This window comes from Streptomyces sp. B1I3, from assembly GCF_030816615.1.
GTDB lineage: Bacteria > Actinomycetota > Actinomycetes > Streptomycetales > Streptomycetaceae > Streptomyces.
On sequence record NZ_JAUSYD010000001.1, the window covers coordinates 2,243,267 to 2,258,526 of the forward strand.

Below are 15,260 nucleotides of genomic sequence, written 5' to 3' on the forward strand. Positions count from 1 at the left end.
GCTACCCCTTCTTGCGTTGGTACTACCAAGACTTACGCGACGGAGTTAACGCCAGAAGTAATCTTGACAAAGTGGTTCAGGTTAGAAACCGCGAAACCAATCTCAACCTCTGCACGCAGAGCAAACATGTTGCGCTGCCATAGGTTGAGCTGAGTACCACCCTTAGTAACGGTGGCCTGGTCCGACATAGAAACCTCAATGCCGTTTACGGTGCCGTATACGGCAGAAGACCAGTCACCAGCGAAACCGATAACCTCACCATCGTCACCAGCAGCGTCAGCCTTGTAAGCCGCACGCGAGAGAACTACAGGCGAACCAAGAACGCTAGATACGCCATTCTCGGTCTGTAGGTTGCTGATGAATAGTGGACGGTTGGTGCTGTCAGTTGCAGCTAGAAGAACACCGCGACCCTTTGGCGAAAGCGCGAATCCATTAAGGACACCACCAGCGTTAGAGATAGAAGCGTCTACCGCTACTAGGTCTGCATAGGTGTTAGTCGCATCAACGGTTAGGACAGGCGCACCCTCAAGAAGGTCAAAGTTAGAGCCTGGTGCAGTCGTCGCGTGGAAGACAGTCTTGTCAAAAGCAAGGGCTAGAGCCGCTGGAAGGCGACGCGCTAGCTCAGCGTATAGACCAGGAATGTCACGCTTGAACTCATTCGAGAAGGTCTCGATAACGGCAATCTTGTAAGGCGTGATGCTCTTAGAAGAGACCGTAGAGTCAGAGACTGGCTTCTCGTCAGTCTCGTTTACCCAAGAAGCTACAGCGTCGCCGGTCACCATTGGGACGGTTACGCCAGAGCCAGGAAGGTTAATCTTGCGAGCTAGCTGCATTACCGCGCTAGCCTCCTGGAGCGTGCCCCAGATTTCATCGGAAACACTCAGCGGTAGATTTACACCGGCAGTGTTACGGGCCATGTTAGCCATATTTATTTCCTCCATAAGTTGGTTAACCAGGCATGCAAAAAGGGCCCCTGCCGGATTGGCAGAAGCCCTTATGTGCTTGGCTTGTTTATTTGTTGGTGACGTTAAACGTCAGAATCCCAAAGCGTTTGCGAATAGCTCAGCGTTGGAAGTTGCGCCATTACCGTTACGGTTTCCCTGTGCACGGTCTGGCTTAGGAGTCTTCACAGTGCGCTCGTTAAGAGCGGCTGCCTGCTTCTCTAGGGTCTCTTCATCAGAACCGGTAAGGAATAGTTCAGTGTGCTCCTCAGAGACGCTGTACTTAGCTGCAATCTTGTAACGCGTAAGGGCAAGGTTGGCTTCTTCAATGGCCTTTGTCTTTTCGGCTAGCTCAGCCTTTGAGGTCTTCTTCAATTCCTCAAGGGCTTCCTTGGTTTCCTTAGCGTCTACTCGATGCTTTGCAGCCTCCTTACGTAGACCCTCTACGTACTCCTTAGTAAACTTGTTGTCGTCTGTCTCTTCTGTCTCGGCAACCTCGTTCTCCTCGGTTACCTCCTCAGTTGTTTCAGTCTCCTGAGTCTCAACTTCGTTGGACTCTTCACCATTAAGCATGGTGTTCAAGGCGTCATGCGCCTCAGTGTTTTCAGTAGACATTGTTTGCTTAACCTCCTGGATTATCGCTAGTGATTAGGCCACCGGGACCTTTTGTAATGTCTGGAAATGCAAGAGAGGCACCGCCGGTCAAGGGAACCTGTCCCTCTTAGGCAATGCCTCTCTCATGAGTGTTAGTGCTTTTGCTTCGCAACCTGTAGGTCAACGTAGCGGTCGTAAAGTTCATCAGGCGAATAGCCCGCCGGGTATTCGTCTCCATCCCACATAGGGATAATCTGGCAGTCACAGTGACCATGGAACTTCTTGGTATCGCCTGCACTCTTCTCGTTGGCATAGACAGCACCACGAGAAGCCAGCATCAAGCAGAACTCACAGCTCTTAGAGCCAGAGGGAACCCTTGCGAAGCTAGCTCTTGAAGTGTCCTTCTGAGCGCTCGTAAAGATTGTGTTCCTGGCAGTCGCCTTAACGAATCGGTCGTTGACTTCTGTCAGGTTGCTTAGTGCTTGTGCAGGGTTTGACTCTGCTTGGAAGAGTGGGGTTACCGCCCATCTCACAGAGGCTTGTACGGCCTTCTGTTCTGGAAGCTCTCCCATGACTGCCCTGAAAGGCTTAGTCGCTAGGCTCCCTTCCCTTAGTTCATCGTAGAAATCCACCGCTACAGCCGCCCCGATTTCTCCATACTCAGCCACCAGGGCAGGCATAAAGATTTCAAGGGCATTGGTTGTAGAGACGATGTTTCTAAAATCAAGGTCTAGGAAGAAGTCCCTTAGTTCACGCTCAGCAAGAGTTGCAATGTTGCTCTGTGCTGTCTTGAACTCCGCGACGGCAGTCGCAGTAGCCATTACGCAGCAGCCTCCTCAGAGGCCGTCAGAACGCCAGCAGGAGCCTCTACAGCGGGTGCTGAGGTTGAGGTAGCGGCTACCGCTTCCTTGATGTCAGCAATCCTCTGAGAAGCCTGAGCACGACGCTTGTCATTGCCTAGCTGCTTCTGCTCATCGGGGCTTAGTCCGATTCGGTCGTAAGTCACTGACGAGTCAGCAGATAGGACACCGGCCGAGATAAGCTTTACAGCTTCATCAGCAGCAGCCGACCTAGTTGGAGTCGCAGCGTCTCGCCACTTGATAGAGACGTTCTTGAAGTCCTCTGGAATCTCGCCATCCCTTACGAGAAGGGCAAGCTTTCCAACCTCCATCCAAGAGTGACCGAACATCTTCTGCCTACGCTCAGCCCTCTTGATAAGCCGTGCCTCTTCCTGCCGAATAGCATCAGCCGAAGAAGGGTTAGCCGTAACAAAGCCAAAGTAGGACGCCGGTAGAGCCGCCTCAGCAGCAACCATCTGGGATAGTCCACGTACCTGCTCTAGATAAGGTGCAGGAGAAGCAGCAGTGAACTGGCCTACCTCAACACGCCTACTAGGGTCAGGCTCATCGTTGTCATCAAGAGGGTCATTGATAGCAAGCATTCGACCCGCTACAACTTCCCAACCGGTTAGAGGCTGACCATCGGCACCCTCAAACATGCTCATATCAGCACCCAGCATGTATCGCTGAGGGACTGAATAGAACTCCCGGTTAATCTCCATACCAAGCATTGTCCTAACGCCAGTGTCTACATAGGAACGGATAGCCCGCGAAATCTCGGAGCGTCCACCCTGCCTAGAAGCACGTGGCCGGTTAAACATCTGAGCAACCGTGACCCTGCCTAGGTTGTGGTCATCCCTATCAACTACTCGCCATACACCCTTTAGGTTGGCAAGCACGATATTGGCGTAAGGCATGTAAAGGGTTACCTCAACAGCGTTGCCCTCATGCCATGCGTTAACGGCTAGAGCGGCTGCTAGGCGACGCATACGCGTATCCCAAATGCCAGTCATGTTCTTGGCTGACTCGATAGTGATTAGCGGTGAAGGCTCACCTTCGTAGCCTGCACCAACCACAACGAATGCAGTTCCATAAATCAATGCGTCTAGATGCCCTAGACCAGAGTCCACATCAAGCGCGTTCTCTGAGTAAATGTCTGCGAGGCCAAAGTCATTGCCATCATTAGCTGTCCATCCCTGCCATTCAAGACGCTCATCTAGAACGTCTACAGCAGTACCCGCCCAACCAACTACAGTCTCAATGCTCTGTAGATGTGGCGGAATGGAAATGTTCAGATGCTGAATTCGGTTTCGGCCTTCATAGTACGCCTCCGCAACTCTATTCTTTGGGACATACTTTGTCAGCCGAGATAGCATCTCCTCGATAAGCTCTAGCTCATCCTCGCTAACAGTTAGAGTTGGGAGCGCAATAGCTGTTGCCATTGTTTAGCTCCTTTGTTTTTTAATATACGACCGCCACGTTTTTACGGGGTCGCTCCTTCTTTGCGGACGGGTCCTTTGGCTTTCGCTTAAGGGTCAGTCCATATGCGGCTAGCGTTGCAGCCACTAGCGGAGTGATATCCGCTTCTACGCTCTTTCTGTGCCACGCAAAGGCATCGCCTAGAGGACGTGTCCTTGCACTAGCTACCGCCGTATTCAGCGCTTGCTGTCCGGCGTGGAATAGCTGTTCGTTCTGCACTAGGTCATAAAAGGCACCACATGCCTGACCTACTGCGCGTGTCTGAATTTTTGTCAGCCTCAGTCGCTTAGCAGAAGCGCCGGTGAATAGAGAGGCAGCAGGAGAACCATCGTCAACCACAATTGCGCATGGCTTCCATGCGGTCTGCATCCTCACTAGCTCTTCTACAACCCAACCCGTGCCCTTCTTACTCTGGGCAATCTGAACCATGACCTTGTTGCCGACATAAGCAGCAACAGCGATAGACGCTCTGTCTCTTAGAGGAGACACGTCAACAGCAAGAGCGTATGGAGCATCAGGGTCAACGTCTGTCTCAAGGTTTGCCCATAGCTCTAGGTCAAAGACTGAGTTACTAGCTGCGGTTGCCCACATGCCTAGTCGCTCAGATGCAAAGCCATCCTCATGCATGGCGTTTCGCTCATCCTGAATCTTGTCCAGGGAGAGCCTGTAACCAAGAGCAGGATTAGCCTTAGCCCAAGTCTCGTAATCGTCTAGGTTGTCATTCCTGTCTGCTGACCATTCGAGCCAGCACAGACGCTCAGCCTTCTCATCAAGGGCTGATTTACGGAAGCGTTCAAAAACCCCGCCGTTCATATTCGGACGAGGAGGGGTTCCGGTAAGGATTGTCTGTGGGCTATCGGCTGTAGCTAGTACAGGTACTAGAGCCTCAAACTTATCGTCGTCCATTTCCTGTGCTTCATCGCACACAAGAAGGTCTGCTGAGAATCCTCGTCCAGAAGACTTAGACCTAGCAACGAATCGAATGACTCCACCATTGGTTAGCCAGATGGCTTCTTCACCGTTGGTGTTGACAATCTTCTTGACTAGCTTCTTCAAGTCCTCGTGTTCAAAGAACACCTGCATACGTCGGAAGTGGTCTTTGGCTGTCTTCAATTCGTGAGCGGTGTGAAGGATGCGCTCCCCCAACACCACCGCGCCGTAAAGCTCACGTGCCTCTAGAGCGCCACCCTTGCCGTTCTGACGAGGTACCGAGAGACCGCATAGGGCGCATGCCCAAGTACCGTCCTCTGTCTCTCCTAGCCATCCCTCAAGGACGTTGCTTTGCCACTCATCAAGCACTAGGCCATAAGCAGCCGCTAGGTCTACAGCCTCTTCAAAGGCGTTGTCATAAAAGTCAGGAACCAGACTGAGCCGGGGCCTCTGGCTTCCGATGCTTACGACGTTCAATTCGTCGTCTAGCGATTTCATCAGCAGGGCTCACCTCCCTCTTGTCTGGAATCTCGTCAAGCTGGTTAAGCACATCTGTTAGCTGACGAGATAGAGCGGCTAGGTCTCTAGGACTAGCCTCTTCAATCTGTTCTGCCAGGACATCCCTTAGGGCGATTAGCGTTGCTCGCTTGTCGCCAGATGTGGCAGCGTTTACTAGGTCGCCCATAGGGACCTCCTCTCTACTGTTGTTGATTCTTTTGGACATGCATAAAGCCCCTGACCATTTGGCCAGAGGCTTAGGTATTGGTTTGGTTGTGCTACTCCCCCACCCTCTTGGGGTTGTGAGTCACGGGGGGATTGGCGCAATGCCGCGTGGTGCGGCGAGGAGGCGTGGGGTAGGGGGCTAGTGCCACCCTCAGTCAACCGCCGTTGCCCTAAGCAATGTCTAGTCTTATTCAGTCACCTTTTGGGGTTGACTTACTTGCCAGACTGCCTTAGCCATTCATCAATCTCTTTGAGAGAGACTGCATTGTCACCATATCGCTTACGTCCCCAAAGGGTTGCAAGAGCGATATTCATTAGCGTTACTGCCTCTTCAAGGTCTTTGCCTTCTGCTTCAAACGCTCCACCTTGTGGATACTCAATCCGAATGAGAGCCACTGTCTTACCTCCTATCCTCTAGCTGCTGTTGTTGTTACCACTCTCTTGTCTTTCCTTTGAGTGGGTCAGACTTCTTACCGTCACCTCTCTTGCTGTTGCATGAGCGATGGGCTGGCAAGGTTGGACCAAGGATGTGTCCACCTGCATTGAGGCTTGTTAGGTGGTCAAGGGTGAACGCGTACTTATCGTGGTACGGAAGCTCTAGGTCAATGACCCTTGAGCAGATATGGCAGAAGGTTGGCTCTACACTCCGCCTAGCCTTTGCCTTCTCCCTGGTTACCTTGTCTCTGTAACTCCTTAGGTCTCTACGCTTATCCTTCATGCCTTCTTACGGACACCCCCCGATTTATATTCAGTCCTTCTTGGGAGTCGCCTTACGCGTTCGCGTCACTGGCTTATCCTTAACAAAGGTCCACTCATGACCGGTAGGCGTTACGTTGGCTAGCCTGTAGCCCTCATTGCCCAACTGGTTAAGCATGTCCTCTGTCATACGCTGTCCACCTGCTATACGGACTACCTTGTATTCGTACTGTGTCACTTACTCTCCTTCACAGACCCGGCCGTTTTCTTCAACTGCTCACCGCAGTGATACGCCGTAGCCTTAGCTGTCTTAAGCGTGAGGCAGAACCAACCGCACTGGCACTCATGCTTCTCGTACTCAGCCTTCATGGCTCTAACCTCCTTAGCTTTGTTTGTGTCTCTACATACAAAGAGCTGTCACAAGCCCTTATCTGTGACACTAAGAGGGGTTAAAAGATTCAAGAAGGCTTCCTAAGCCTTGACTCTCTAGTCTTCATGTGTGCTAGAGTCGCCTCACTCAATCAGCTACTAGGCAAACGGCCTGGTCAGAGACTCAGGGGTCAACATGGCAACCACCGCCGTACCGGTTACCGCAGCCGAGAAGGACCAGGAAGGCGTTAAGGAGGTTGTCACTCAGGTTCCTGGTGTCGGCCCCATGACCATCTACGTCAAGGTCTCTGTGACTGACGACGTGGACGGTAAGACCACAGAGGACGTGCAGACTCTCCGCCTCTCTCTGCCGGTTCAGGCTGAGACTGAGGTTGAGGTCTTGGACGCTGAGGGAGAGCCGGTCAAGAACGAGGATGGCTCTACCAAGCTCACCACTGAGACCTACTTCAAGAACGTCTGGTACGAACTGGACATGGGGAAGGCTTCCCGCGAGAAGCTTGAGAAGGCTCTCGTCCCCTTCATGAAGAACGCTCGTGAGACTCAGTCGCCCATCGGCCACACCGCAGCAGCCTCTACCAGCAAGAGCGCGCATGACCTCACGGCTATCCGTGAGTGGGCTAAGGCGAACAACCACGAGGTAGCCGACAAGGGTCGGATTGCCACCAAGATTGTTGAGGCGTACTACATCGCCGTTGGCAAGCCCAACCCTGACAAGAGCTAGTCAGCCAGTAGTACCCAGAGAGCCCCTGAGACTGAGTCTCAGGGGCTCTCGTCATGTCCGGGTACCTTGCTCCTGGTGCTCCTGGTCGGCTGGCTCACAGAGGCTCTGTGCCGACACAGACTTTGTACCGCTGTTTGTACCATCACCCTCCAGCCGGCATTTTTTGTACCATGCTTTGTACCAACCCCAAAAGGCCGGCAGAACCACCTTGGTACAATGGTTGGTACAATCCAGGGGAAGCCCTGTACACCTCTGAGAGGTTCGGGGCTCCCTGGCTACCTCCTCAGGCTGGCAGGCTCTCTGAGGGGCTGTCAGGCCCCTTCTCGCCCGTGCTCTGCATGAAGCCTGAGATAGCCATCGGCTCAGAGCATGAGGGACAGTCGGCATACTCCTTCTCTGAGAAGAAGGCTCTTAGGCAGTCTCCGCAGTAGAAGAAGTTCTTCATGCTCGGTAGCCAGCCTTAATAAAGATGCGCTTCCAAGTCTCTGCTCCTGGGATTCCATCTGCATCACTGCCTGACCAACCCTGGCTCTTCTGGAAAGCCTGAATGTTCTTCTTGGTGTACTCAGAGAAGTAGGGACCAGGCTCATAAGCCTTACCGGAGTAATACTTAGCAAGACCAGCCTTAACCAAAGCCTTATCCAAGACAGTCACGTGAGCATCAATCCTGCCTACCTTGAAGTGGCTGGCTCCTGGATAGGCTGGCATCTTAGGCTTAGTGACAGGAGGCTTAGGCTTAGGAGCACTAGGCTTAGGCGTCTCAGGCTTAGTCTCTGAAACCCCGCCGTTTAGCGTCACCTTGACATCGGCACGCACCTTAGACATGTCATAAATCTTGCCCGGTGCAACACCAGGGTCCCACTTATCGCTAGACCATTCACCGTGCGCAATGACGCTCTTCTCAGACCATCCATGGAAGTCACAGATAGCAGAAGCCAGCTTGCGAAGAGCCGCATACTGCTTAGCGTTCAAAGCGTGTGAACCTGAGTGGTAAATCTCTACGCCGTAGAAGGCGTCATTACCGTCAATGCCATTCGAGTTGCCACGAGTAGGCTTGAGGTTCCCTGAGTAGTCCTCATTCTTTACGTGCTCAAGAGTCTTAGGGTCACCGCCACCAGCGTGGTTAGTGCGTCCCCAACCGATGAGGTAAACAACCCCATCCTTGTCTAGCCCAAAGTGGCATAGGGGACCAGGGAGAGCGCTAGAGCCGTTATATAGGTAGCCCTCCTGCCTCTCTCCATCTGAGCCTGTGTGGTGGACGATGAAGCCATGTACGGGGCCAAAGCTCTTGCCCGTTGCTCCATCTCGGTTGTGGGTTGACCAAGACTTGTACTCCTTGTAAGTCACTCCCCACTTCTTGAGTTGTGCCTTAATCTGACTTGCGCTCATTGGTGTACTCAATTGTTAATCTCCTTTGTGTGTTGGGTTAGAAACAGAAAAAACCCCGCCTATGTGGACCCCCAATGTTTTGCACAGTAAGAATTGGGTCCCTAGGCGGGGCTATCTATTTGATTGTGTCCCCCTCTTATCCGGGATGTTCCACAACATCAACAGTTATTTAGTCTCCGGATAGGAGGGGAAGTCTTTAGCTGTCTAGCTTGGCAAGGACAGCGGTAAGCGTCTCGAACATGCTTGAGTCTTTGGTAATGGTCAGTGTCTTACCATCGTCGGCAATCCGCTTGAGAATAGCCGCCCGGTTTCGGGTAAACTCCTTGGTAGTCATGTTCTCTACCTCAGACCTGGTGAAGCGCTTAGGCTGCTCAGTAAGTGGCTTACCCTGAAACACGTAAACCTCTCCAGGCTCAGGCTCAATGCTTGGCTTCTTTGGCTTCTCAGCCTCTTCAAGGCCAATGAGGTTCCTTGCCTCTGCCCTGTCAATGATGTTGGCCATATAGAGAGCAACCACGTCTTCAACGTTCATCATTCGCTTGCCTCCTTATCGGAAGCAGAACGCGCTACCTGCTCACGCGTAAGTTCACCGGCCAAGAGGTCTAGAAGGTCCTCGTCTACAAGGGTCAAGAAAGGGAGTACGGCTAGCACTGCATAGATGGCGTCAGACTCAGCCTCAAGAAGGTGAGCCGCTTCTAGGTAGTCGTTAACCATGGTCTCGTAATCATTCATGTTGTTTCTCCTATTGTTGTTTTGCGCTTTTAGAAACCCGCCGGTTTTGTCTAATGCCTCAGAGTCGAACTGAGTTTTTCCTGCTCCCAAAGCAGGCGGATTACCGTCTTCCTCGCACTAGGTAAGTAGTCCCTATCGGATTTGAACCGATACCTGAATACGTTCTAAGCGTATTGCCTCTGCCGTTGGGCTAAGGGACCGTAGTCAATAGTTGGCGCTATTGACTGTGATGCTTTGGAGGTGCATCAAGTGCCCGGTACTGGATTTGAACCAATGACATCTTCTTTGTAGGAGAAGCGCTCTACCACTGAGCTAACCAGGCAAGACCTAGAGCCTTTCGACTCTAGGGCCATTGTTTAGGAGAACAATGAACACGACCGAGACAGCCGCAGTAGGTCAGAAGCCTTGAAGCATCCTGTCAGCCTGGTTACTGATGACCCTTAAAGAGAAGGGGGACCTAACCGACTTGAACGGTTACGGACGTCTTTACCGTCGGTCCCATGAGGCAACTAGAGAGAATCGCTGCCTACACATAGAAGGAGCTGTCACAAGGGTGATTCTGTGACAGCCCCTAAGAAGAATCTTCAAAGCAGAAACCCCGCCGTTTCCAGCGGGGCTCTTAGCTCTTACTTCATGCGGTTGATGCTCTTGGTTACCGTATTGATGGGAACCTCAGTCTTCTTGATGTTGCTGACCTTCTTCCTAATGGCTTCTCGGTCGGTCTCTCCATTGCGGTACATCGTCTGCACTAGACGAGCAATGCTCATGTCCTCTGACAGTTCAGGGAACGTGTCCTCTAGCTCTTTGGCCGATGGTGTCCGCGTCACCTTCTTGGTGACAACCTTCTTAGTGTCCTTGCGAACAGCCTGTGTGTCCTTCTGAGCCGCTGTCACTGTCCTCTTGGTGTCCTGCTGTCCCTGTCCCTCTGTGACAGCCTCAGGGACGCTCACAGTGTCCTTCTGTCCGGCTGTCTCGGCTGCTGTCACGTTGTCCAGTCGGAAGAGGACAACCTTACTGAATGACTTGAACGTCTTTGCCGGATAGCGGAACCAAGAAATCTTTCCAAAGACAGGCATTGCCTTAGCCACTCGGCCACGCTTCCTAAGCTCAGTCTTGTTGGTGAACTTAAGGAACATCTCAAAGAGAATGCCAGCAATGATGGTCGGAGCCGAGAAGAACACCTTACCCTCAATGCCCAATCCCATCATGTCCGCGTGCATGAAGTTAAGCCATGCAGAGACAGTCACAAAGCCTAGTGTTGCAAGACGCGCCATAAAGCCTGAGTCATCTGACTTAGCGTATTCACTAGCAAGTAGTGCCACATAAAGAGCCGCCCCATCAAAGGCGACCGATACCGCACCGGCCAAAATGCCCGGCATTCCAAACTCATCCATTGCCATGGTGAACATGCTCCACCATGAGATAGCCAGTGCAGTCATAAGGACTGTTCCAAAGCCAATCCACTGAGCCACCTTCTTAATCGTTACCTTGTTCATTGTCATTCTCCCAAATGTGTAGTGTCCCTTCTTGTTGAAGCGGACTGTCACCTTCTTAGTGACTCTAATGAGTATGACATAGGGGGTGTTATGAAGCAACTAATCAGAGGACACCCGCCGCTTATTCATAAGGCTTAGCCGGACAGTCATATGACAAAGCAAAAGAGCCCCTGTCCCGATTAAGGACAGAGGCTCTTAGGTGACTCTCTTAGTGGCTCTTACTTACGTAGCTCGAACCACACGCGCTTACCGGGAGTTGTCCCGCCGCTCCCATCAAAGAGGTGAGTGTGGTCATAGCCCCACTTGTCCGCGAGAAGGTGGACGAGGAGAAGCCCCTTACCCGATTGACACTCAGGGTCGCGCACGGCCACGTACGGGGCTTCTGTTGAGTAGTCCCATACCTCAACCTTGAGCCGGTCGTCATACATAAGCCACACGGTTTGTGTGAGCGCATCCGGAGAAGGGATGCGAATAGCGTTGGTCAGCAACTCCGAGAAGCAGACAGTTGCGTCCTCTTCAAAGCGAGTGGCGTCTATAGAAGCCAGCCACTTACGGAACATCACCCTTGAGAGAGGGACGCAACCGGGGTTTTGAGACCAAGACCAAGTCTTGACTTGCAGAATCCTTTGGCTCTCACCGAGAAGGGTCATCGGCTATTCCCTACGCTTTGGTTATGCTGCACTCGTCTGCGCTCCTATTCGGCGTGGACCAGACCCCGGACCGTTCGCGCGGTGCCGGGGTCACCTGTCTGACGTTGCAGGTCAGAGGCTACCGCTCCATACCACTACAGGTCACTACCTACCGCCACATGGAGCCACCCACCGCGCTGAGTGGCTGGTCACGGCCCTAGTTTCCGACCTATGAGCGATGAGGTTGAGTACGTCTACGTGCAGGTTGCCGACAGGGTGGAGGCAGACATCAGGGCCGGACGGCTCTCAGTCGGCGCACGCCTGCCCAACGAGCGGGACATGGGCTCTCAGTACGGTGTGGCTCCAGGAACGGCTAGAAGGGCCGTAGCGCTTCTTAGAGAGCGTGGCTTGGTGAAGACCCTCCCCAACAAGGGGACGTTTGTGGTCTCGGTCCCCTCATAGCCTTGACCGGCTGGCAGATGCCTCTAGAAGGCCCCTGGTTTTTAATCTACCGGCCTTTTAATTACTCCTGGTCTCTCTGGCGGGTCACCTTTCCGCAATGCCTTCAAAAGGCTTCTACGGCCTTACCCATAAGATTTGACAAAGGCGGCCTCATGGCTTACTTTGGTTAAACTGGTTAAAAAGAAGAGATGAAGAGCAAAGAGACCTAGAGCAAGAGAACAGCCAGTAGATAGAAGTAAGAAGACTAGCCCCGGCATCGTCCGGGGCTTCTTCATGTCCAGAGGGTGTACCCATCTTGGGTACAGAGAACCCGCCATTCTGGTTCTACCCACCCCCATTCTGATATACAGAATGGCCATTCGCATAGTCAGAACGGTCATTCGCGTATGTCGGAACAGAAGGAGACCTTTAAGGAGACCATGAAGGAGACTCTAAGGAGACTAAAGACAACGGCGCTTCGCGCCGCATGATGACAAGGTAGTTCCTAGGTCAAGAAGAGGATGAGGGAAAGGGTAGTTGGTTGTCTCCCCCTCTCCTTGTCTTAGGTGGCTCTACCCTCCTCTTTGTTCTAGGTAAGAAGACCCGCCGCTTTGTTCTCAGATAGAGAACAGCCGCCTTTGTCTGAGGTTGAAGGAGGGCCGCCGCCTAAGTTACTTAACTGTTACAAAGAAAGGGGCTCAGAACGGCTTCTTTGCCAGCACGAGGATACAAAGCGTGGTACAATAATTAAGTAAGCAAGAAACACCGTACCGAGTGTGGTCCAGACACTAGGAGGAACAAAGCTTTACGACAACCCTAAACCGTTGTTTGTATTCAGCCCCTCTTCTAATCGACTGGACCTCGATTGGAAGGGGGGCTTTCTGGTTTACCCAGAAGAATACAAACTAGCGATTAGAAAGGTCGTAACCATAATGAATAACACCGCAACCGTAGAAACAAAGAACATGAGCGTTCAGGCTATTTGGAACATCCGCGACGCACGAGGATTGAACCAGGCTGAGAAGACCTTCTTGTTCGTAGTCGCCTCAAGGGGAGTAATGACCTCTGCTTGGCAGACAGCAGCCGATGACATGGGTATGAAGAAGGACAAGTTTTTCAACACCCGTAAGGCTCTTATCTCTAAGGGCTTGGTCCGTGAGGGTCTGCGCAAGGATGACACCACTGTCTACCGCCTCAACGAGGGTGCTCTAGCCGCTCTTGTCCCTGTAAAGGAGAAGCCAGACAACAGCATCGTTTGGGATGACGCTGTAGAGGCTCCTGTAGAGCCTGTGGCAGTTGTAGAGGCACCCGTAGTCCCTGAGCCTGCCGTAGAGCCTCAGAAGGCTCCTGAGAGCGTTGTAGAGGCAACTGAGCCTGATGAAGACCTTGATGACTTTGAGTGGGACATTGAACTAGCCGCGCCGGTAGTCGAGAAGCCAGCCAAGAAGACCATTCTTGCTGAGCGTCTTGCCGACAAGAAGACTGAGAAGAACGCAGACCAGGAGACAGCAGAGCGCATCCTTGATGAGTCTGATGACGCTGTAGAGGCTCGCAGGCTCTTCAATGACCCAATCTGGAACCCTATGACGACTGACCTTGTTCAGCGTGCATCGTCCGCAGCATTCAAGGTTGAGAAGACCCTTGTGACTGTCTCTAGCAAGTCCGTAACAGATTCTTTCGATGAGGAGTGGTGACCATGGGCACTGTGAAGTGCATTGACTGTGATTCGGAATACCCCAAGAGTCGGCACTTTTTCCCTTGGGGTTCCAAGAAGCCAAAGGTTTGCAAGCCATGCATTGAGACCCGCTTCTACTACATGCTCAAGAGCCTTGAGATTGATGAAGTAGCAATTGAGATGTCGGTCAACGACAACAACTAAGACCACCCGCCCGTTTCTACTGGACCTAGATTCGGGCGGGTTAGCTTGAACAACCAACACATAAGGAGAACACAATGGGATTTCTGAACGACGCTAAGAACGACATGCTTGGCTCTGAGGCCAAGAAGGCACACGAGAAGGGCCGTAAGGTCTTTACTCCCTTCCTCAACATGCCAGCCACGCAGCGAAACGGTTCTAGCTCTATCGATGCTTGGGCAGAGATGGTAGAGGCTGTAGAGGCTGAGGGGTGGACGCTGTCTGAGTGGTCTGTAGGGCTTGACGCTAAGGGCAAGCCACAGGCATACCCGCTCTTCCGTAGAGTCTGAACCTGACTGACTAACCCGCTCTTCTTGCTTGCACCAGGAGGGGCGGGTTTCTCATTGCCTGAAACTTTTCGAAATACTTTTTAAGCACTACAGAACGAGTGCCATTTCAGCCCGCCTCATAATACAAAGGTGGATATAATTAAGAGGTAAGCAAGAAACCCCTTAGTCAGGAGGCTTACACAACTACATAGGAGGAATATCAATGACTAACGAGATGAAGAATTGCGGTGGCGAGTGTGGAGAGACCAAGCCAGTAACTGAGTTCTACGTAGGAGGTACCCGCAAGAACGAGAGCATTTTCTACCTAAGCCGTTGCAAGGTCTGTCACCGTAAGGCAGTAGCCGTTACCAATATGAAGCGCTACTACGAGGACCCTGAGGAGCGAGCCAAGAAGATTGCTCGTGCCGTTGCCTTTAGCAAGAAGCGACGCGCTGAGGACCCTGAGGGAGATAAGAGCTACAACAACGCTCACAAGGCAGTGAGGCGAGAGAAGGGCAGTCCTTCTGAATGGGCTTGCGTTGACAACTGTGGAGAGCAGGCGAATGAATGGGCTTTGGTCAATGACTCAGAGTCAATCATCCGAAGCAAGAACTTCCGTTGGTCAGATGACGTTGAGGATTACGTAGCAATGAACGCCTCTTGCCACCGTCGATACGATGCGGAGTGCCGCCTAGAAAGCTGATGAAGACATGCAGCAAGTGTGACGAGGAGAGACCACTAGAAGACTTCCCCAAGAATGGGAAGGACCGTAGAGGAGCGCAGCGTTACCGCTCATCATGCCTTGAGTGTGAGAGGGGACCGAACAGAAGAAGGGAAATAGCGTCAATGGAGGAGAGCACAGAGAAGATGTGCCCGTTCTGTCAGAAGGGCTTTGAGCCCAAGGAGCCGGTGAAGAGGTACAGGCGAAACAAACTGACAGTGCCTTACCACCAGGCTTGCCACGAGAAGTATGAGGACCTGATAGCAGGGTTCGAGAGAGACTGAGAGGAGCCGTTCCGAAAGGGGCGGCTCTCCTTGTGTGTGAGGGCTAGCCGTTTGGCCCCTAATACAAACCA

At 52.5% G+C, this 15,260-nt stretch carries 17 protein-coding genes and 2 tRNA genes; 6 read left to right on the forward strand and 13 right to left on the reverse strand.

Annotated features, from left to right (window positions below; all coding sequences use genetic code 11):
* Positions 1-32: 32 nt before the first annotated feature.
* The 6 genes from QFZ58_RS10150 to QFZ58_RS34445 all read right to left on the reverse strand — a co-directional run bounded on the left by QFZ58_RS10150 (position 33) and on the right by QFZ58_RS34445 (position 6,440).
* The gene (locus QFZ58_RS10150; RefSeq protein ID WP_307124603.1) at positions 33-926 is read right to left on the reverse strand and encodes a phage major capsid protein; all 894 of its coding nucleotides are present in this window, start codon (positions 924-926) and stop codon (positions 33-35) included.
* 108 nt (positions 927-1,034) lie between these two features.
* A complete protein-coding gene (locus tag QFZ58_RS10155; RefSeq protein ID WP_307124604.1) occupies positions 1,035-1,556 on the reverse strand; it encodes a hypothetical protein in 522 nt (173 codons plus the stop codon).
* Positions 1,557-1,687: 131 nt separating this feature from the next.
* Positions 1,688-2,356: a hypothetical protein gene (locus QFZ58_RS10160; RefSeq protein ID WP_307124605.1), complete on the reverse strand. Its 669-nt coding sequence runs from the start codon at positions 2,354-2,356 to the stop codon at positions 1,688-1,690.
* Positions 2,356-3,816, reverse strand: coding sequence for a phage portal protein (locus QFZ58_RS10165; protein ID WP_307124606.1), 1,461 nt, complete (start codon positions 3,814-3,816; stop codon positions 2,356-2,358). Before QFZ58_RS10165 ends, QFZ58_RS10160 begins: the two co-directional genes overlap by 1 nt.
* Before the next feature lie 19 nt (positions 3,817-3,835).
* Positions 3,836-5,281, reverse strand: coding sequence for a terminase (locus QFZ58_RS10170; RefSeq protein WP_307124607.1), 1,446 nt, complete (start codon positions 5,279-5,281; stop codon positions 3,836-3,838).
* A 973-nt stretch (positions 5,282-6,254) separates the two neighbouring features.
* Complete coding sequence (locus QFZ58_RS34445) at positions 6,255-6,440, reverse strand: DUF4177 domain-containing protein (RefSeq protein WP_373428540.1); 186 nt, start codon at positions 6,438-6,440, stop codon at positions 6,255-6,257.
* Positions 6,441-6,767: 327 nt separating this feature from the next.
* Between QFZ58_RS34445 and QFZ58_RS10175 the strand changes: the two genes are divergently transcribed.
* Positions 6,768-7,313: a histone-like nucleoid-structuring protein Lsr2 gene (locus QFZ58_RS10175; RefSeq protein ID WP_307124608.1), complete on the forward strand. Its 546-nt coding sequence runs from the start codon at positions 6,768-6,770 to the stop codon at positions 7,311-7,313.
* A 441-nt stretch (positions 7,314-7,754) separates the two neighbouring features.
* On the opposite strand, the gene QFZ58_RS10180 is transcribed toward QFZ58_RS10175, so the two are convergent.
* From QFZ58_RS10180 to QFZ58_RS10210, 7 genes are all read right to left on the reverse strand, one after another.
* Complete coding sequence (locus QFZ58_RS10180; protein ID WP_307124609.1) at positions 7,755-8,714, reverse strand: N-acetylmuramoyl-L-alanine amidase; 960 nt, start codon at positions 8,712-8,714, stop codon at positions 7,755-7,757.
* 184 nt (positions 8,715-8,898) lie between these two features.
* Positions 8,899-9,237, reverse strand: coding sequence for a hypothetical protein (locus QFZ58_RS10185; protein WP_307124610.1), 339 nt, complete (start codon positions 9,235-9,237; stop codon positions 8,899-8,901).
* On the reverse strand, positions 9,234-9,434 hold the full coding sequence (locus QFZ58_RS10190) for a hypothetical protein (RefSeq protein ID WP_307124611.1): 201 nt from the start codon (positions 9,432-9,434) through the stop codon (positions 9,234-9,236). The genes QFZ58_RS10185 and QFZ58_RS10190 overlap by 4 nt, the downstream gene beginning before the upstream one ends.
* Before the next feature lie 126 nt (positions 9,435-9,560).
* Positions 9,561-9,634: transfer RNA gene (locus QFZ58_RS10195), tRNA-Leu, on the reverse strand.
* A 50-nt stretch (positions 9,635-9,684) separates the two neighbouring features.
* A tRNA-Val gene (locus tag QFZ58_RS10200) sits at positions 9,685-9,756 on the reverse strand.
* 304 nt (positions 9,757-10,060) lie between these two features.
* Positions 10,061-10,936 (reverse strand): DUF2637 domain-containing protein, encoded by an 876-nt coding sequence (locus tag QFZ58_RS10205; protein ID WP_307124612.1) that lies wholly within the window; start codon positions 10,934-10,936, stop codon positions 10,061-10,063.
* A 212-nt stretch (positions 10,937-11,148) separates the two neighbouring features.
* A complete protein-coding gene (locus QFZ58_RS10210; RefSeq protein WP_307124613.1) occupies positions 11,149-11,580 on the reverse strand; it encodes an ATP-binding protein in 432 nt (143 codons plus the stop codon).
* Between the two features lie 210 nt (positions 11,581-11,790).
* On the opposite strand from QFZ58_RS10210, the gene QFZ58_RS10215 reads away from it, so the two are divergent.
* The 5 genes from QFZ58_RS10215 (at position 11,791) to QFZ58_RS10235 (ending at position 15,189) form a co-directional block, all read left to right on the forward strand.
* A complete protein-coding gene (locus QFZ58_RS10215) occupies positions 11,791-12,021 on the forward strand; it encodes a winged helix-turn-helix domain-containing protein (RefSeq protein WP_307124614.1) in 231 nt (76 codons plus the stop codon).
* A gap of 755 nt (positions 12,022-12,776) precedes the next feature.
* Positions 12,777-13,694 (forward strand): hypothetical protein, encoded by a 918-nt coding sequence (locus QFZ58_RS10220; protein WP_307124615.1) that lies wholly within the window; start codon positions 12,777-12,779, stop codon positions 13,692-13,694.
* Between the two features lie 259 nt (positions 13,695-13,953).
* Positions 13,954-14,205: a hypothetical protein gene (locus tag QFZ58_RS10225; protein WP_307124616.1), complete on the forward strand. Its 252-nt coding sequence runs from the start codon at positions 13,954-13,956 to the stop codon at positions 14,203-14,205.
* A gap of 202 nt (positions 14,206-14,407) precedes the next feature.
* Positions 14,408-14,887, forward strand: coding sequence for a hypothetical protein (locus QFZ58_RS10230; RefSeq protein ID WP_307124617.1), 480 nt, complete (start codon positions 14,408-14,410; stop codon positions 14,885-14,887).
* On the forward strand, positions 14,887-15,189 hold the full coding sequence (locus QFZ58_RS10235; protein WP_307124618.1) for a hypothetical protein: 303 nt from the start codon (positions 14,887-14,889) through the stop codon (positions 15,187-15,189). Before QFZ58_RS10230 ends, QFZ58_RS10235 begins: the two co-directional genes overlap by 1 nt.
* Positions 15,190-15,260: the final 71 nt, after the last annotated feature.

Excerpts from the sequence above, each read along its gene's own strand:
- QFZ58_RS10150 (WP_307124603.1), bottom strand. The coding sequence starts at position 926 with ATGGCTAACATGGCCCGTAACACTGCCGGTGTAAATCTACCGCTGAGT.
- QFZ58_RS10155 (WP_307124604.1), bottom strand. The coding sequence starts at position 1,556 with ATGTCTACTGAAAACACTGAGGCGCATGACGCCTTGAACACCATGCTT.
- QFZ58_RS10160 (WP_307124605.1), bottom strand. The coding sequence starts at position 2,356 with ATGGCTACTGCGACTGCCGTCGCGGAGTTCAAGACAGCACAGAGCAAC.
- QFZ58_RS10165 (WP_307124606.1), bottom strand. The coding sequence starts at position 3,816 with ATGGCAACAGCTATTGCGCTCCCAACTCTAACTGTTAGCGAGGATGAG.
- QFZ58_RS10170 (WP_307124607.1), bottom strand. The coding sequence starts at position 5,281 with ATGAAATCGCTAGACGACGAATTGAACGTCGTAAGCATCGGAAGCCAG.
- QFZ58_RS10175 (WP_307124608.1), top strand. The coding sequence starts at position 6,768 with ATGGCAACCACCGCCGTACCGGTTACCGCAGCCGAGAAGGACCAGGAA.
- QFZ58_RS10185 (WP_307124610.1), bottom strand. The coding sequence starts at position 9,237 with ATGATGAACGTTGAAGACGTGGTTGCTCTCTATATGGCCAACATCATT.
- QFZ58_RS10190 (WP_307124611.1), bottom strand. The coding sequence starts at position 9,434 with ATGAATGATTACGAGACCATGGTTAACGACTACCTAGAAGCGGCTCAC.
- QFZ58_RS10205 (WP_307124612.1), bottom strand. The coding sequence starts at position 10,936 with ATGACAATGAACAAGGTAACGATTAAGAAGGTGGCTCAGTGGATTGGC.
- QFZ58_RS10210 (WP_307124613.1), bottom strand. The coding sequence starts at position 11,580 with ATGACCCTTCTCGGTGAGAGCCAAAGGATTCTGCAAGTCAAGACTTGG.
- QFZ58_RS10215 (WP_307124614.1), top strand. The coding sequence starts at position 11,791 with ATGAGCGATGAGGTTGAGTACGTCTACGTGCAGGTTGCCGACAGGGTG.
- QFZ58_RS10225 (WP_307124616.1), top strand. The coding sequence starts at position 13,954 with ATGGGATTTCTGAACGACGCTAAGAACGACATGCTTGGCTCTGAGGCC.
- QFZ58_RS10230 (WP_307124617.1), top strand. The coding sequence starts at position 14,408 with ATGACTAACGAGATGAAGAATTGCGGTGGCGAGTGTGGAGAGACCAAG.
- QFZ58_RS10235 (WP_307124618.1), top strand. The coding sequence starts at position 14,887 with ATGAAGACATGCAGCAAGTGTGACGAGGAGAGACCACTAGAAGACTTC.